The 13,507-nt window shown below is 64.8% G+C and carries 10 protein-coding genes; 4 read left to right on the forward strand and 6 right to left on the reverse strand.

Features of this window, described 5'->3' with window-relative positions:
- Positions 1-67 precede the first annotated feature (67 nt).
- Positions 68-781: an arylesterase gene (locus HOP51_RS20245; RefSeq protein ID WP_234275676.1), complete on the reverse strand. Its 714-nt coding sequence runs from the start codon at positions 779-781 to the stop codon at positions 68-70.
- On the opposite strand from HOP51_RS20245, the gene HOP51_RS20250 reads away from it, so the two are divergent.
- The 4 genes from HOP51_RS20250 to HOP51_RS20265 all read left to right on the forward strand — a co-directional run bounded on the left by HOP51_RS20250 (position 780) and on the right by HOP51_RS20265 (position 7,849).
- Positions 780-1,535: an ABC transporter ATP-binding protein gene (locus HOP51_RS20250; RefSeq protein ID WP_234275677.1), complete on the forward strand. Its 756-nt coding sequence runs from the start codon at positions 780-782 to the stop codon at positions 1,533-1,535. The genes HOP51_RS20245 and HOP51_RS20250 overlap by 2 nt on opposite strands.
- Positions 1,532-4,132 (forward strand): ABC transporter permease, encoded by a 2,601-nt coding sequence (locus tag HOP51_RS20255; RefSeq protein WP_234275678.1) that lies wholly within the window; start codon positions 1,532-1,534, stop codon positions 4,130-4,132. The genes HOP51_RS20250 and HOP51_RS20255 overlap by 4 nt, the downstream gene beginning before the upstream one ends.
- A gap of 114 nt (positions 4,133-4,246) precedes the next feature.
- Positions 4,247-5,515: a serine hydroxymethyltransferase gene (glyA, locus tag HOP51_RS20260; protein ID WP_234275679.1), complete on the forward strand. Its 1,269-nt coding sequence runs from the start codon at positions 4,247-4,249 to the stop codon at positions 5,513-5,515.
- A 105-nt stretch (positions 5,516-5,620) separates the two neighbouring features.
- The gene (locus tag HOP51_RS20265; RefSeq protein WP_234275680.1) at positions 5,621-7,849 is read left to right on the forward strand and encodes a CHASE2 domain-containing protein; all 2,229 of its coding nucleotides are present in this window, start codon (positions 5,621-5,623) and stop codon (positions 7,847-7,849) included.
- 12 nt (positions 7,850-7,861) lie between these two features.
- On the opposite strand, the gene HOP51_RS20270 is transcribed toward HOP51_RS20265, so the two are convergent.
- The 5 genes from HOP51_RS20270 to dsbG all read right to left on the reverse strand — a co-directional run bounded on the left by HOP51_RS20270 (position 7,862) and on the right by dsbG (position 13,396).
- The gene (locus tag HOP51_RS20270) at positions 7,862-9,340 is read right to left on the reverse strand and encodes a FecR family protein (RefSeq protein WP_234275681.1); all 1,479 of its coding nucleotides are present in this window, start codon (positions 9,338-9,340) and stop codon (positions 7,862-7,864) included.
- A gap of 36 nt (positions 9,341-9,376) precedes the next feature.
- Positions 9,377-10,786: a porin family protein gene (locus HOP51_RS20275; protein ID WP_234275682.1), complete on the reverse strand. Its 1,410-nt coding sequence runs from the start codon at positions 10,784-10,786 to the stop codon at positions 9,377-9,379.
- A gap of 28 nt (positions 10,787-10,814) precedes the next feature.
- Positions 10,815-11,576, reverse strand: a complete 762-nt coding sequence (locus HOP51_RS20280) for a 3',5'-cyclic-nucleotide phosphodiesterase (protein ID WP_234275683.1) — start codon at positions 11,574-11,576, stop codon at positions 10,815-10,817.
- Between the two features lie 87 nt (positions 11,577-11,663).
- A complete protein-coding gene (locus tag HOP51_RS20285; protein WP_234275684.1) occupies positions 11,664-12,296 on the reverse strand; it encodes a cyclic nucleotide-binding domain-containing protein in 633 nt (210 codons plus the stop codon).
- A 341-nt stretch (positions 12,297-12,637) separates the two neighbouring features.
- Positions 12,638-13,396: a thiol:disulfide interchange protein DsbG gene (gene dsbG / locus HOP51_RS20295; RefSeq protein WP_234275685.1), complete on the reverse strand. Its 759-nt coding sequence runs from the start codon at positions 13,394-13,396 to the stop codon at positions 12,638-12,640.
- Positions 13,397-13,507: the final 111 nt, after the last annotated feature.

The raw sequence follows: 13,507 nt of genomic DNA on the forward strand, positions 1-13,507 counted from the left end.
GAGGACACTCCTGATGAATTTCCAGTAGTCTGAGTATAGCCCGCAAATGGACCATTGGCTATGGATGTCACTCCCGTGCGGTTTCGGCCAGCTCCACGCCGTTGCCTTTCAGCAGCGGCGCCAGTTCCGGCCACACGTTGTCGAGAATGATCGGCTGTGCGTCGCTGGTGGGGTGAATGCCGTCGTCCTGCATCATGCCTTCCACGAGTGCTACTCCCTCGAGCAGGAAGGGCACCAGCGGTGTATCGTAGTTATCGGCCAAGCGGGTGAACACATCGGTGAAGGCGCGGCGGTAAGCCGGCCCGTAGTTGGGCGGAATGTCGATGCCGAGTAGCAAGACTCCGGCACCAGTGGTCTGGCTGGCCTCGATCATGCCGGCCAGGTTGGCTTCGAGCTGGCTGGGCGGCAGGCCGCGCAGGCCGTCATTGCCGCCCAGTTCGAGCAGAACGATGTCCGGTTCGTGCTGTCCGAGTAGCTCGGGGAGCCGGCTGGCACCACCGCTGCTCGTTTCGCCGCTGATGCTGGCATTGACCACCCGTGCGTGTCCGTCGAGCCGCTCTTGCAGCAGGCTGACCCAGCCTGTTTCCTGTTCGATGCCATAGGCAGTGCTCAGGCTGTCTCCCATGACCAGCACTACCGGCCTCTCGGCAGCCATGGCCGCCGAGGCCGCCAGCATCATGGCGAGCAGCATGGCGCCGGTCGAGCCAGGGAAGCGTGCACGCCACCGGATTGGCCAGGCTCGATACATACCGATCACACCAATGGGGAAACCTTTCACCATGTCCGACTCCTCGATTCGAGATGCTGTAGCGCCCGCCACGACTTCCGGCTCCAGGCGTGATGCCAGACCGATTCTACATGCTCGGCAACTGAGCAAGCAGGTCGTGAGCGGAGAGCGGCGGCTCACCATTCTGAGTGGTTTGACGCTCGAAGTGTTCCCCGGCGAGAGCGTGGCGATCCTCGGGCAGAGCGGGGCGGGCAAGTCGACCCTGCTCGGGTTGCTGGCGGGGCTCGATGAGCCGAGCGGCGGTGAGCTCGAGCTGTTTGGCGAGACATTGGGCAAGCTCGACGAGGACGGTCGCGCCCGGCTGCGTGCCGGTCAGGTCGGTTTCGTGTTCCAGAATTTCCAACTGCTGCCGACCCTCACGGCGCTGGAGAACGTGCTACTTCCTCTCGAGCTTTCGCCGTTGCCCGATGCCTCGGCGCGGGCGCGTGACTGGCTGACCCGGGTCGGGCTCGGTGAACGCCTGGATCACCTGCCCAAGCAGCTTTCCGGCGGCGAACAGCAGCGTGTTGCGCTGGCGCGGGCCTTTGTCACCGGCGCCGAGCTGGTCTTTGCCGACGAGCCCACCGGCAACCTGGACCAGGCGACCGGAGGGCGTATCATCGAGCTGCTGTTCCAGCTCAACCGCGAGGCTGGGACCACCCTGATACTGGTGACCCACGATCACGCCCTGGCGGCGCGATGCGATCGCTGCCTGCGTCTGGAGGAGGGGCGGCTGGTCGAACTCGTGCGCGACGAGGTGGGCGCATGAGCCGAACGTCGAACCGCTCAACCGGTGCCAACCTGCTGCGGCTTTCCGCCCGTGGGCTCCTGCGCGACCTACGTGCCAGCGACGTTCGGGCGCTATTCGTTGCCCTGGCCCTGGCAGTGGCGGCTTCCACCATGATCGGTTTCTTCCTCGACCGCCTGGACCGCGGCCTGACCCGCCAGGCCGGACAACTGCTGGGGGGCGACCTGGTGCTGGAGCAGAGCCGCCCCTTCGACGACGGGCTGCGTCGTATGCTGGAAGAGGCCGGGATGACGCTGAGCGACCAGGTCGACATGGTGACCATGGTCAGCCTGGGCGAGGCCTTTCAGCCGGCAAGCCTGAAGGCGGTCGACAGCGTCTACCCTCTTTACGGTCAAGTCTACGTCGACCGGGGCGCAGGCAGCGAAACCGTGAACCATGGACCCGCCCCCGGCGAGGCCTGGCTGGCGCCTCGTTTGGCGCTGCTGCTCGAGGCCGAGCTTGGCGATCGCATCCAGGTGGGCGAGGGCGAACTGACGGTGACCGGCCTGATCGAGCGCGAGCCGGATCAGTCCGCCGGCTTCGGTAATTTCAATCCACGCCTGATGGTGCATGTCGATGACCTCGACGCCACCAATCTGATACAGCCCGGCGCACGGGTGGAGTTCGAGCTGCTCGCCGCCGGCCCGCCCCAGGCGCTGGAGCGGCTGGCTCCGTTGCTCGAGCGGCTGCGCCGCGATGGGGTCGAGGTGCGTGACGTGCGCCGCGACCGCCCGGGGCTCGGCAATGCCCTGGAGCGGGCCGAGAAATACCTGAGCCTGGCCGGTCTCGCCGCCGTGCTGCTGGCCGGCGTGGCGGTGGCGATGGCGACGCGGCGTTATGTCGAGCGGCATCTCGATACGGCTGCGCTGCTGCGCTGCTTCGGTGCCACCCAGCGTGACCTGACCTGGCTGTTTGCACTGCAGTTGCTGTGGCTGGCATTGGCGGCGTCGTTCCTGGGAGCGTTGCTGGGCCTGGCCGGGCAGGCCGCGTTGCTGGCCTTGCTGACCACTTTCCTGCCGCTTACGCTGCCGCCGCCGGGCTGGCTGCCGCTGTGGCTTGGTGTGTTGACGGCGCTGGCGGTGCTGGTCGGCTTCGCCGGGCCGACGCTACTGCGACTCAAGCGTGTCAGCGCGCTCAAGGTGCTGCGCCGCGAACTCGATCCGCTACCGGCTGCGGCCTGGCTGGTCGTGCTGGTGGCCAGTCTGGTCTTCGGGGGACTGTTGTGGCTCTATTCCGGCGACTTCGGCCTGGCGGCCTCGTTGCTGTTGGGTGGCCTGGTCATGCTGGTAGTGCTGTGGGGGCTGGGGGTGTTGCTGCTCGGCCTGGTGCTGCGTCTCGCGGCTCGCCTGCCGCAGGGACGCAACAGTGGCGAGCTGCCCCAGGCCGTGCGCCTGGGGGGGCGCCAACTGGCCAGGCGCCGTAGTGCCAGCCTGGGGCAACTGCTCGCCTTTGCAGTGACCTTCTTCGCCATGGCGATGATTGCCCTGGTGCGCGGGGATCTGCTCACCACCTGGCAGGCCCAGCTCCCCGAGGACACACCCAATTACTTTGCCATCAACATCCAGCCCGGCGAGCGCGAGGCGTTCATCGCCACCCTTGATGCCAATGCCGACGACCGCACGGCGCTGTATCCCATGGTGCGTGGGCGTCTCACCGCGATCAACGGCGAACCGGCCAGCGAAGCGGTGCCGGTGGAGTCGCGCGGCGACGGCTCGCTGCGCCGTGAACTCAACCTCACCTGGCAGGCCGAGCTGCCGGAGGGCAACCGGGTGGTGGCCGGCCGCTGGTTCGATGATCTGGAGAGCGCACCGGCGGGGGCTGGCTGGCTAGGGGCAATGGATGCCGAGCCCCGGCAGGCCACGGTGCCGATCTCGCTCGAGGACGGCCTGGCCGAACGCCTGGGGTTGGCACTCGGCGACCGGATGACGTTCACCATCGGTGGCGAGGAGATCGTCGGCGAGGTGGCGAGTCTGCGCAACCTGGACTGGGACAGCTTCCGTCCCAACTTCTTTGTCATCTTCCCGCCGGGGGTGCTGGAGCGCTTCGGCCACAGTTTCATCACTGCTTTCCACCTCGAGGCGGGGCAGGGCGAGACACTGCGCCAACTGGTACAGGGCTTCCCGAGCGTATCGCTGCTCAATATCGATGCCATTCTGGCCCAGGTACGCGATGTGGTGACCCAGGTCACGAGAGCGGTGGAGCTGGTACTCGCCTTCGTGCTGCTGGCTGGCGTGAGCGTGCTCTACGCGGCGCTGACCGCAAGCCGCCCGGCTCGCGCACACGAGAGTGGCCTACTGCGAGTGTTCGGCGCCGGAGGACGGCTCATTTCCCGCGTGCAGGGGGCCGAGTTCGCCATACTGGGCTTGGCCAGCGGCCTGATGGGCGCGTTGCTGGCCGAGCTGGCCACCGCAGGCATCTATGTCGCCTGGCTCGACTTGGCGCCGCGGCTGCATCCGTGGCTGTGGGTAGTACTTCCCCTGGGCGGCGCGCTGCTGGTTGGCGCCATCGGTCATGCACTGTCGCGCGGATTGCGGCGGCAGGCGCCGGCGGCGAGCTTGGGCTTGCTGGGAGAAACCTAAACCCTGCATGAGAAATTCTGCACCCGTTCATGACGGCCTTTCATGTGAAAGCCGTCATGGGCTGGGGTATCATGGCGCATCCTGACTTTCCCCCGTATGCGAGGTTCCCCGCCGATGTTCAGCCGAGACATGACGATTGCCGGCTTCGATGACGCCCTGTTCGATGCGATGCAAAAAGAGGTCGCTCGCCAGGAAGCGCACATCGAGCTGATCGCTTCCGAGAACTATGCCAGCCCCCGCGTTCTCGAGGCCCAGGGCAGCCAGCTGACCAACAAGTACGCGGAAGGTTACCCCGGCAAGCGTTACTACGGCGGCTGCGAGTACGTCGACATCGTCGAACAGCTGGCCATCGACTACGCCAAGCAGCTGTTCGGCGCCAGCTATGCCAACGTTCAGCCGCACTCCGGTTCCCAGGCCAACAGTGCCGTGTTCCAGGCGCTGGTCAAACCGGGCGACACGGTGCTGGGCATGAGCCTCGATGCGGGTGGGCACCTGACCCACGGTGCCAAGCCGAACTTCTCCGGCAAGCACTACAACGCCGTGCAGTACGGCATCGACGACAGCGGCCGCATCGACTATGAGGAAGTGGCGAGGCTGGCCCGCGAGCACCAGCCGAAGATGATCATCGCCGGCTTCTCCGCCTACTCCCAGATCATCGACTGGGCCAAGTTCCGCGAGATCGCCGACGAGGTGGGCGCCTACCTGCTGGTCGACATGGCACACATCGCCGGCCTGGTCGCCGCCGGGATCTACCCCAGCCCGCTGCCCCATGCTCACGTGGTGACCACCACGACGCACAAGACCCTGCGCGGTCCGCGCGGCGGCCTGATTCTTTCCTCAGAGGGCGACGCCGAGATCGAGAAGAAGCTGCAGTCCGCCGTCTTCCCGGGTGGCCAGGGTGGCCCGCTGGAGCACGTCATTGCCGCCAAGGCGGTATGCTTCAAGGAAGCCATGGCGCCCGAGTTCAAGACCTACCAGCAGCAGGTGGTCAAGAACGCCCAGACCATGGCAGGCGTGTTCATCGAGCGCGGCTATGACGTGGTCTCCGGAGGCACCGAGGATCATCTGTTCCTGCTCTCGCTGATCAAGCAGGGGCTGACCGGCAAGGATGCAGACGCCGCCCTGGGCCGCGCTCATATCACCGTCAACAAGAACGCCGTGCCCGGCGATCCGCAGAGCCCGTTCGTCACCTCTGGCTTGCGCATCGGTACCCCCGCCGTGACCACGCGTGGTTTCGGCGAGAATGAGTGCCGTGAGCTGGCCAGCTGGATCTGCGACATCCTCGACGTGATGACCAGGGGCGAGAGTAGCGAGGGCGTCGAGGCTGAGGTCAAGGCCAAGGTCGAGGCGGTGTGTGCCCGTCTGCCGGTGTATCGTGACTGACCGCGTTACCTCATTACCAATAGCCTCAGAAAGCGCTCCGCCTTGGCGGGGCGCTTTTGGTTTGTTGGCCCCCACGGTAGGCTGAGGTCTGGCAAGGATCGAGCAATGGGCATCGGGATCCAGGGGGGCAGTGTGGCAGGAATACGTGGTCAGGGGGCCATGGATCGTCGCTGGCGCCATTGGCAGCGCCTGGGAGGGGCAGCGCTAGTCGCGTTAGTGGTGGCGGCAGCGCTGGAGCTATTACCATGGAAACTGCTCGAGCGGCTCGAGTGGCAGGTCTACGACCAGCGCGTGCGCCTCGACCAGATTGGCACTCAGGACCCGGCCCTCAAGATCATCGATATCGACGAGCGCAGCCTGCAGGCACTGGGCCAGTGGCCTTGGCCGCGCACACTGTTGGCGGAACTGATCGAGACGTTGTTCGAGGAGCACGACGCCGCTTTGCTGGGCGTGGATGTGGTGTTCGCAGAGCCCGAGACAGCGCTGTGGCAACGCCATTGGGAGCAGCTACGCGAGCAGTATCCTGTGCTCGAGGAAGCATCGCTGCCCGACGATGGCGATCAGCGCCTGGCCGAGGTGCTGGCCGGCTATCCGGTGGTGCTGGGCTACTATTTTCAGTCAGATACGTCGGCGCAAGCACTGTCTTCGAGCGGGGCGCTGCCCGAACCGCTCGACCTGGCCGAAGCGCCCCCCCTGCCACTCCCCGAACCCGGCCGCTTCACCGGTAACCTCGAGGTGCTGCAACAGGCCGCCATGGGGGGAGGCTTCTTCGACAATCCGCGTGTCGATGCCGACGGTGTCTATCGGCGCATGCCGATGCTACAGCGCTGGCAGGACGAGGTATATCCGGCACTGCCGCTGGCCATGCTGCTTACTCTGTTGGGACAGCCCCAGGTGTCTCTCGTGGTTGCCGAAGGAGCCGGCCAGCCCCAGCTCGAAGCCCTCGACGTGGGTGGCTTCGAGATCCCCGTGGACGGCCGGGGCGCCGCACTGGTGCCCTGGTACGGGCCGCGCGGGCACTTTGATTACGTCTCGGCGGTGGATGTACTGGAGGGGGAGATGGCGCCTGGCGAACTGGCCGGTACCACCCTGATACTGGGAGCCTCGGCGCCGGGCCTGATGGACCTGCGTGCCACCCCGGTGGGAGCGGTGTTTCCTGGTCCGGAGATTCATCTGAACCTGCTCGCCGGCATGCTGCATCAGTCGTTCATGGCCGACCCGCCTTGGGTGGCCGGTGCCGAGCTGGTGGCCCTGGTAGGCCTGGGCGCGTTGATGGTGGTGCTCTATCCGCTGCTCGGTGCGCCCTGGCTGATGGCGCTCAGCGTGGTACTGGTGGCGCTGAGCCTGGGCGGCAACTGGTGGGCCTGGCAGCAGGGGCTGGTGTTGCCGTTGGCGGGCCTGCTGGTGCTATTGGTGGTGCAGTTGCTGTGGCATCTGAGTGCCAACCTGCTACGCAGCCATTGGCAAAAGCAGTGGGTGGCGGCCCGTTTCGGCCAGTACGTACCGCCAGCGCTGGTCGAGGACATGGTGGACAGCGACGAGGACTTCGGGCTTGCCGGCGAGGAGCGTGAGCTGACCGTGCTGTTTTCGGACATCCGCGACTTCACCGCATTTGCCGAGTCGCTGACGCCGCGCGAGCTGACGGAGGTGATGAACCGTCTACTGACGCCGCTGACCGCGGCGATTCATCTCCATGGCGGCACTATCGACAAGTATATGGGAGATGCGGTGATGGCCTTCTGGGGGGCACCGTTACGTGATCCCGACCACGCCGAACATGCGCTGCACGGGGCTTGGGCCATGCGCGAGGCGCTGGAGGCGGTCAACCGCGAGCTGCACGCCGAGGGTAAGCCGCCGCTGTCGATGGGGCTTGGCCTCAACAGCGGCGAGATGAGCGTCGGCAACATGGGCTCACGCTTTCGCATGGCGTATACGGTGATGGGCGATAATGTCAATCTCGGCTCGCGTCTGGAGGCATTGACCAAGACCTATGGCGTTGCCGTGATCGTCAGTGAGTCGGTGGTGGCACGAGCGCCGGCTTGGATATTCCGGCGACTGGACCGGGTGCGGGTCAAGGGGCGTAAGGCGCCGCTGTGGATCTATGAACCGCTGGGGTTGGCGGCCGTGGTATCGGGCCCCCGTCAGCAGTGGGTAGGGGCCTATGAAGCGGCCGTCGAGTGCTATCAGCAGGGCGACTTCAGCGACGCCGAGGCGGCCTTCAGGGCGCTGCCCGACGATGACCCGGTGACCCAGCTCTATCTGGCGCGGTTGGCTGAGCTGCGCCGCCAGCCACCCAGTGAGTGGGATGGGGTGTGGCGGCACCTCGACAAGTGAGGCGTGCCCGCACTACTCAAGGCGCTCGAACACGCCGCTGCCGCCGAAGATGGCATCGTCGTTCCAGGCTTCGATGATGGCCATGATGGCGTCGGCGTCCTCGCCGACATAGCGACCGGTAAGGCTGGCGCCATCGAAGAAGCTCTCTTCGACAATCTCCAGCGCTACACCGTCGAGGCTGAAATCCTCAGGCAACTCGGCTACCCCGAGAAGCTCGCCCATGTCGCCCTCGAAACGGAGGAATAATTCTAGATCGCCAAACCGACTCATCCATATTTGACCCTCTTCGATAGGCATGGGGTCTTGCTCGCCGTCGAGATCGATCAGTGCCGTACCGTCCTGCCAGTCGAAGATGAAGACGCCCTCCGGAAACTCCTGAAGTGCTTCCTGAGCGCTGTCGGGCAACGTATCACTGATCATCATCTCCGGCGTGGCGCTGATAAAGGCCAGTGACTGGGAGAGCTCGTCGCCCTCCGGCAGCGTGGTGCCGGCAGCCCAGTAGCCCCAGGTGATCTCGCCCTCGTTCAGCGCAAAGCCGCCGAGCCCTTCAGGGGCGAGGTTCTGTTCATAGAGTTCGCCGAAGCGTGCGGCGCTGTCGCTGACGCTGAGCAGGGTACTGTCGCTGGCATTTGGGTCGTAGTCGATCCAGCTAGGTTCGGGCTCGGGCTCGGGTTCTGGCTCAGGCTCTGGTTCAGGTTCGGGGGGCTGGATGCTCCGCTCGCGCTGCTGCGTTTCGCTGCTTTCCAGCGACTCCTGTAGCTGTTGTGGGTCCGCGTCAGTCGCCAGCGTCACACCCTCCTGGTCAAGAGTGGCACTGCTGCCGGGGGGGGCTTCGCCAATCTGGCCGAACAGTGCGCTGGCCTCGGGACGCAGCCGCGGTGCTTGGTCGCGTGCGGCAGAGAAGAACACCTCGCCGGGTCGCGCCAGCCGCGTGCCGGCGTCGGTGATGATCGCCACTAGTCCGCTCTCGACCTTGAGGTAGGTACCGGGCTCGGCGTCGGGGAGCGGGGCGTAGCCCTGCTCGGGAACATGCAGCACCGCCAGGCTGGTGCCGCGGATGCCGAGGGTGGCCACTGGGGTGTCGTGGTTGACGTTCTCCGGTGAGGCCTGGCCGATTGCTCCGGTGATGGCACGCATGGCGCCGCGGGCCAACTCGGTGCGTTTCACGCCTTTCTGGTTGTCATCTTCCTGCTGATACTGGGTAAGGGTGTAGTGGCTGTCAGGTTTGATCGCCTGGGTGCCGCCGTCCTGGTAACGAATCTGCACGCTGGCGGCGGGGCCGGTCTCGAGGCTGTCACCGGGGTAGAGATCGTCGCCGCGGCTGGCGCGCAAACGCTCGCCGCCGCGGATGATCTCGGCATCGCCGTGTACGAACATCAACTGACCGGCAGGCGTCTCGGCCAGCGCTGGCAGGCTGAAAAGGCCGATAAAAAACGCGCCACCAAGACCCGAGGCGAGGGACGAGGAGCGTGAGCGGGTCGTATGATTCATGATAGGGCTCCTGGAAGACAGCTGGGTGGCATCAGCTCACAACAGGTAGCTGAGACCCAGGCGAGCCTGAACGCGGTGGTTGTCGAAGAATTCGATGCTCGAATGACGGCGTTCGTAGTCCGCCTTGGCATGCAGCAGCCAGTCGCGATCCAACTGCAGGTACCAGCCTACGCTGGCTTCCCAACTGCGGTCGTGCCGTGCGGCAGGGGAGAAGTCGTTATACAGCGCGAAGCCCTCGTCCTGATAGCGGCGCCAGCGGTGATCGAGGTCGAAGCGCCACTGCTGGCGGTGGCCGACGGGAATGTCGAGGCCCACGCCGAGTCGAAGGTGGTCGAGATCGCCACCGTCGCGCCGGGCCTGACCAGCGTGGCGACCAGCCCGCTCGTGCTCAGCGAGGCCGCTGACACGCAGGGTCCATGCGCCCCGGGGAACCCGTAGCTCCACGCCCAGCCCGGCGCTCTGGTAATCGCTGTCACTGCGCTGGTCGAAGCGGTTGTCGTAGGCGTGGCCATGCCAGCGCAGCTGACTATCCTGGGCCAGCGGGTGGCGGTATTCGGTGCTTAGGCCCCAGCGGCGCAGCAGGCGGCTGAAATCGGTGTCCTGCCAGGCGCGAAGTGCGTCAAGCGAGAGGGTCAGCCGACGCTCGGCGTCGAGGTCGTAGTCCCAGCCGAGACGACCCTGAAGCACCGAGAGATTGTAGGCCTGGGCCTCTTCGCGTTGGTAATAGCGGCTCTGGACACCGGCCTCGAACAGCAGACGCTGGTCCTCGTTGAGCGGCTGGCTGCCGCGATAGTGGCCTGCGAAGCGCTGGAAGTGACTGGACTGACGTGCCAGCTCGATACGGTCGGCTTCTTCGACCAGCGGGCGCAGCGCCTCGGGTATCAGCTGGTTGGGATCGATCAGGAAGCGGCTGGGAAAGCGTTGGGCGTTGCTGTCATAGCCGGTCTCGAGCATCAAGCGCGCCTGGTGCCGAGGAGAGGTGTCGCGCTGGCGTCGTTCGTCAATGGCCCGCTGATAACGCTGCATGGCCTGGCGGGCCTGGGCCGGGGGCTCCAGCGATGCGAGTACGTCCAGCTCGCGCTCGGCGGCATCGATTTGGCCGAGCCGCAGGTAGGCGCCCACCCGCGCCATGCGCGCGGCGGCGTGCTGAGGATCGGTGCGAATCACCCGATCGAGGGCCAGCAGCGCCTGGCTGGGATGGCCGGCACGTAAAGCCGTGACCCCTAACCAGTAGTCGAACTCGGGCGTCCCGGCATGCTGCTGATCAAGTTCGCTCAACTGCTGGTAGGCCGCCTCGGGTGCATCGGCTTCGAGGTGCTGGCGGGCCTCGTCCAGCGGATTCTGATAGGACAGGCTGGCGGGGCTGCCAAGACTGGCGGCGATCACGACCGCTGGCAGTAGATAGATAGCTGGAAGGCGACGCTTGAGGGGAGAGCGGTATGGCATGAGTCACACTGTCATTGTTGTGGTGCGTTCAGAGGCAAAGCCAGCGTTGTCCGTACAGTGCCGCTTCGAGTTCGGCGATGACTTGCTGGCGATATTCCGGCTTTAGATGACTGATCCAGATCTGCGCGGGTGCCTGGTTCAGCCGGCGTAGCAGTTCTGCCACCAGCGCTGGCGTCATGTGGCCCGATGACTCTGCCAGGCGATGGTGGTGGTTGGGAAAAGCACACTCTAGCATCAGGATATCGATCTGGCCCAATGCATTCAGGCGGCTGAGCATTGAGGCGTCGAGCGTGGTATCGCCGCTGAACACGAACCGGGTATCGGGCGACTCGACATGAAACCCGCAGGCCGGTACGCGATGCGTGACCAGAAACGGTGTCACGTTCATCGGCTGGCGATCCTGACAGACGATGGTGTGTCCCGGCGTCAGCGGTGAAAGACGCATTACCGCTCGGTTCCGCGTTGGTAACGTACTGAAGTCCGGCCATAGGTGCTGGTTGAACAGGTGTTTTTTCAGGATATCGATGACCGCCGGCAGGGCATGAACCGTCAGCGATCTGCGCGTATCCGAGAGACGCTCGAAGAGGGTGTCGACCAGCAGTGGCAGGCCGACAACATGATCCAGGTGCGCGTGGCTGAGAAACACGTGCTGGATGGCCGCGGCGTCATCCACTGACAGGTGCGTCAGCCCGGTGCCGGCGTCCAGCAAGACTGTCTCGCCAACGAGGATGGCGGTGGTGGCACTGCCGTCACCCAGTCCACCGCTGGCACCCAGTACATTTATTTTCATTGTTTTAGTATTTTCATTGTCTTAGCGCTCCGTTACGTCACCATGTCTGGCCTGAGAGTGCAAGTCTTGCGGGGCTGTTCGAGCGTGTCAGCGGGTTAGCTTCCTGGCCATGTCGGCGCCAAGGACACCCTGCATGGCGTCCTTGAGGCGCGGGTCGCGGTGGTAGAGTGCTTCGAGATCACGGCGCTGCCAGGCCAGATAGTCCACCGGGCTTTTGGTCACCACGCAGGCACTGGCTGGTTTGCCGGTGACGAAGCTCATCTCGCCTGCGAAGTCCCCTGCACGCAGCGTAGCGCGATGCTGGCCGCCGGCGTGCACCTCGGCCTCGCCGTCGAGCAGCAGAATCAGCTTGTCGAGGGACTGCCCCTGCTCGATGAGAGCGACGTGGGCAGGGCAGCGCTGGCGCCGGGCGGGCCGCAGTACCCTGAGCATTTCTCGTGGCGACAGTATGCGGAAGGTGTGCTGATGCAGCCAACGCTGATCGTCGTCGAGGCTGACAGGGCGCCGAGACATTAGCAGAACGGTGAGATTGACGGCATTGATGACGATAAAAGCGAGCTGCCAGCCAATTGCCGAGTAAAGCGGCGATTCGAGAAAGTAGAAGTAGGGTAGCGTGCTCAGCGCGGCGAGAATGGTAATGGCCCGCAGATAGGCCATGTCGCGCACAATGTAGGCGAGACAGAACAGAAAGTTGGCAAGAAAGAATAGACCCGTGGTCATGATGGCACCGTCCTCTGGCAGCAGCCCTGGTATCGCTGGGTGCGCATGTTACCCACGCCACAAGCCTGGTAGGCAAGTTTTTTAATGCCATTTGTCGCGGCAAGGCGCTGTACTAGATACCATCTCTCCTAACCGGCCACAAACATCCCATCAGGCGGTTTGTGGCCGATATGCGGTTTGCGTCTTGAGGATCCCGTAAGCGATGTGGACAGCTTACGCATCGCAGCCCCTAAGGCCGCCATTCTGCTCTTTCCGCTCCCTGTAAGCCGCTGATATAGCGCCGAGATATCTGGATTCCGCCTCAGCCCGACGACGGCTGCCACGAGGCGGCGATGAGCTTCTCAGGGAGCCGCACCACCCATCATTTCCACCAGGCGCTCCTCGCTGGGCATGCCGTCCACCCGTTCCAGGCGGCCGTCGCGCTGGTAAACCGTGGTTGGTGTGGCGTAAAGGCCCAGCTCATCGAACAGCTGGTTGTTGCGGTAGACCATGTCCTCGATGCGTCGGGGTTGGGCCGAAGGGGTGATCTCGTCAGCGCCAATGCTATGGTCGTACAGGGCCGTCTCGGGATCTTCGGCGCCCAGCATGGCGGCGGCCTTGGCGGGGCTGTCCTGTTGCAGTACTCCCACCATGACGTGGCGCAACTGAACCTCGCCAGCCTCGACCCAGGGACGTGCAGCCTCCCAGAACTGGCGGCAGAACGGACAGTTGGGATCGGTGAAGGTGTATAGCACCCGCGGAGCCTCGGGGTTGCCGTCGATGATCCAATGACTCTCCTCCAGGCGCTGCCAGGCCGCATCTTCCTGGGGCGCACGTACCAGCTCGTCCAACGGTACCTCGGAGAGATCGTTGCCTTCGGCATCGATCAGGGTGCCAACGACGGCGTGCTGGCCATCGGCGGTCACGAATACGGTCATTTCACGCCCTTGATGGCTGGCAGCGTAGCCCGTCAGGCCATCGGGAGCGGGGAAATCGCCATGGATCTCGAGGCCCTCGGCGACCAGAGCGCGAATGGGCGGCGGCCAGTCGTAGGCATGAATCACCGGGACGATGGCGAGCACGGCCAGGGCAGAGGAGAGCAGGGTGAAGCGAAAGGGCATGAGAGGATTTCCTTGGTTGCCGAATCCATCGCTGAGTCGCGTTGACGCATCCGACAGCGCTTTGCAAACGTCGTAGTATGCTGTGCGCTATCTTCCAAGTGCCACGATACA

The organism is Billgrantia zhangzhouensis (assembly GCF_021404465.1).
GTDB classification, from domain to species: domain Bacteria; phylum Pseudomonadota; class Gammaproteobacteria; order Pseudomonadales; family Halomonadaceae; genus Halomonas; species Halomonas zhangzhouensis.

Bases quoted from the DNA above. Each gene is read 5' to 3' on its own strand.
- HOP51_RS20250 (WP_234275677.1), top strand. From the start codon at position 780: ATGTCCGACTCCTCGATTCGAGATGCTGTAGCGCCCGCCACGACTTCC.
- HOP51_RS20245 (WP_234275676.1), bottom strand. From the start codon at position 781: ATGGTGAAAGGTTTCCCCATTGGTGTGATCGGTATGTATCGAGCCTGG.
- HOP51_RS20255 (WP_234275678.1), top strand. From the start codon at position 1,532: ATGAGCCGAACGTCGAACCGCTCAACCGGTGCCAACCTGCTGCGGCTT.
- glyA (WP_234275679.1), top strand. From the start codon at position 4,247: ATGTTCAGCCGAGACATGACGATTGCCGGCTTCGATGACGCCCTGTTC.
- HOP51_RS20265 (WP_234275680.1), top strand. From the start codon at position 5,621: ATGGGCATCGGGATCCAGGGGGGCAGTGTGGCAGGAATACGTGGTCAG.
- HOP51_RS20270 (WP_234275681.1), bottom strand. From the start codon at position 9,340: ATGAATCATACGACCCGCTCACGCTCCTCGTCCCTCGCCTCGGGTCTT.
- HOP51_RS20275 (WP_234275682.1), bottom strand. From the start codon at position 10,786: ATGCCATACCGCTCTCCCCTCAAGCGTCGCCTTCCAGCTATCTATCTA.
- HOP51_RS20280 (WP_234275683.1), bottom strand. From the start codon at position 11,576: ATGAAAATAAATGTACTGGGTGCCAGCGGTGGACTGGGTGACGGCAGT.
- HOP51_RS20285 (WP_234275684.1), bottom strand. From the start codon at position 12,296: ATGACCACGGGTCTATTCTTTCTTGCCAACTTTCTGTTCTGTCTCGCC.
- dsbG (WP_234275685.1), bottom strand. From the start codon at position 13,396: ATGCCCTTTCGCTTCACCCTGCTCTCCTCTGCCCTGGCCGTGCTCGCC.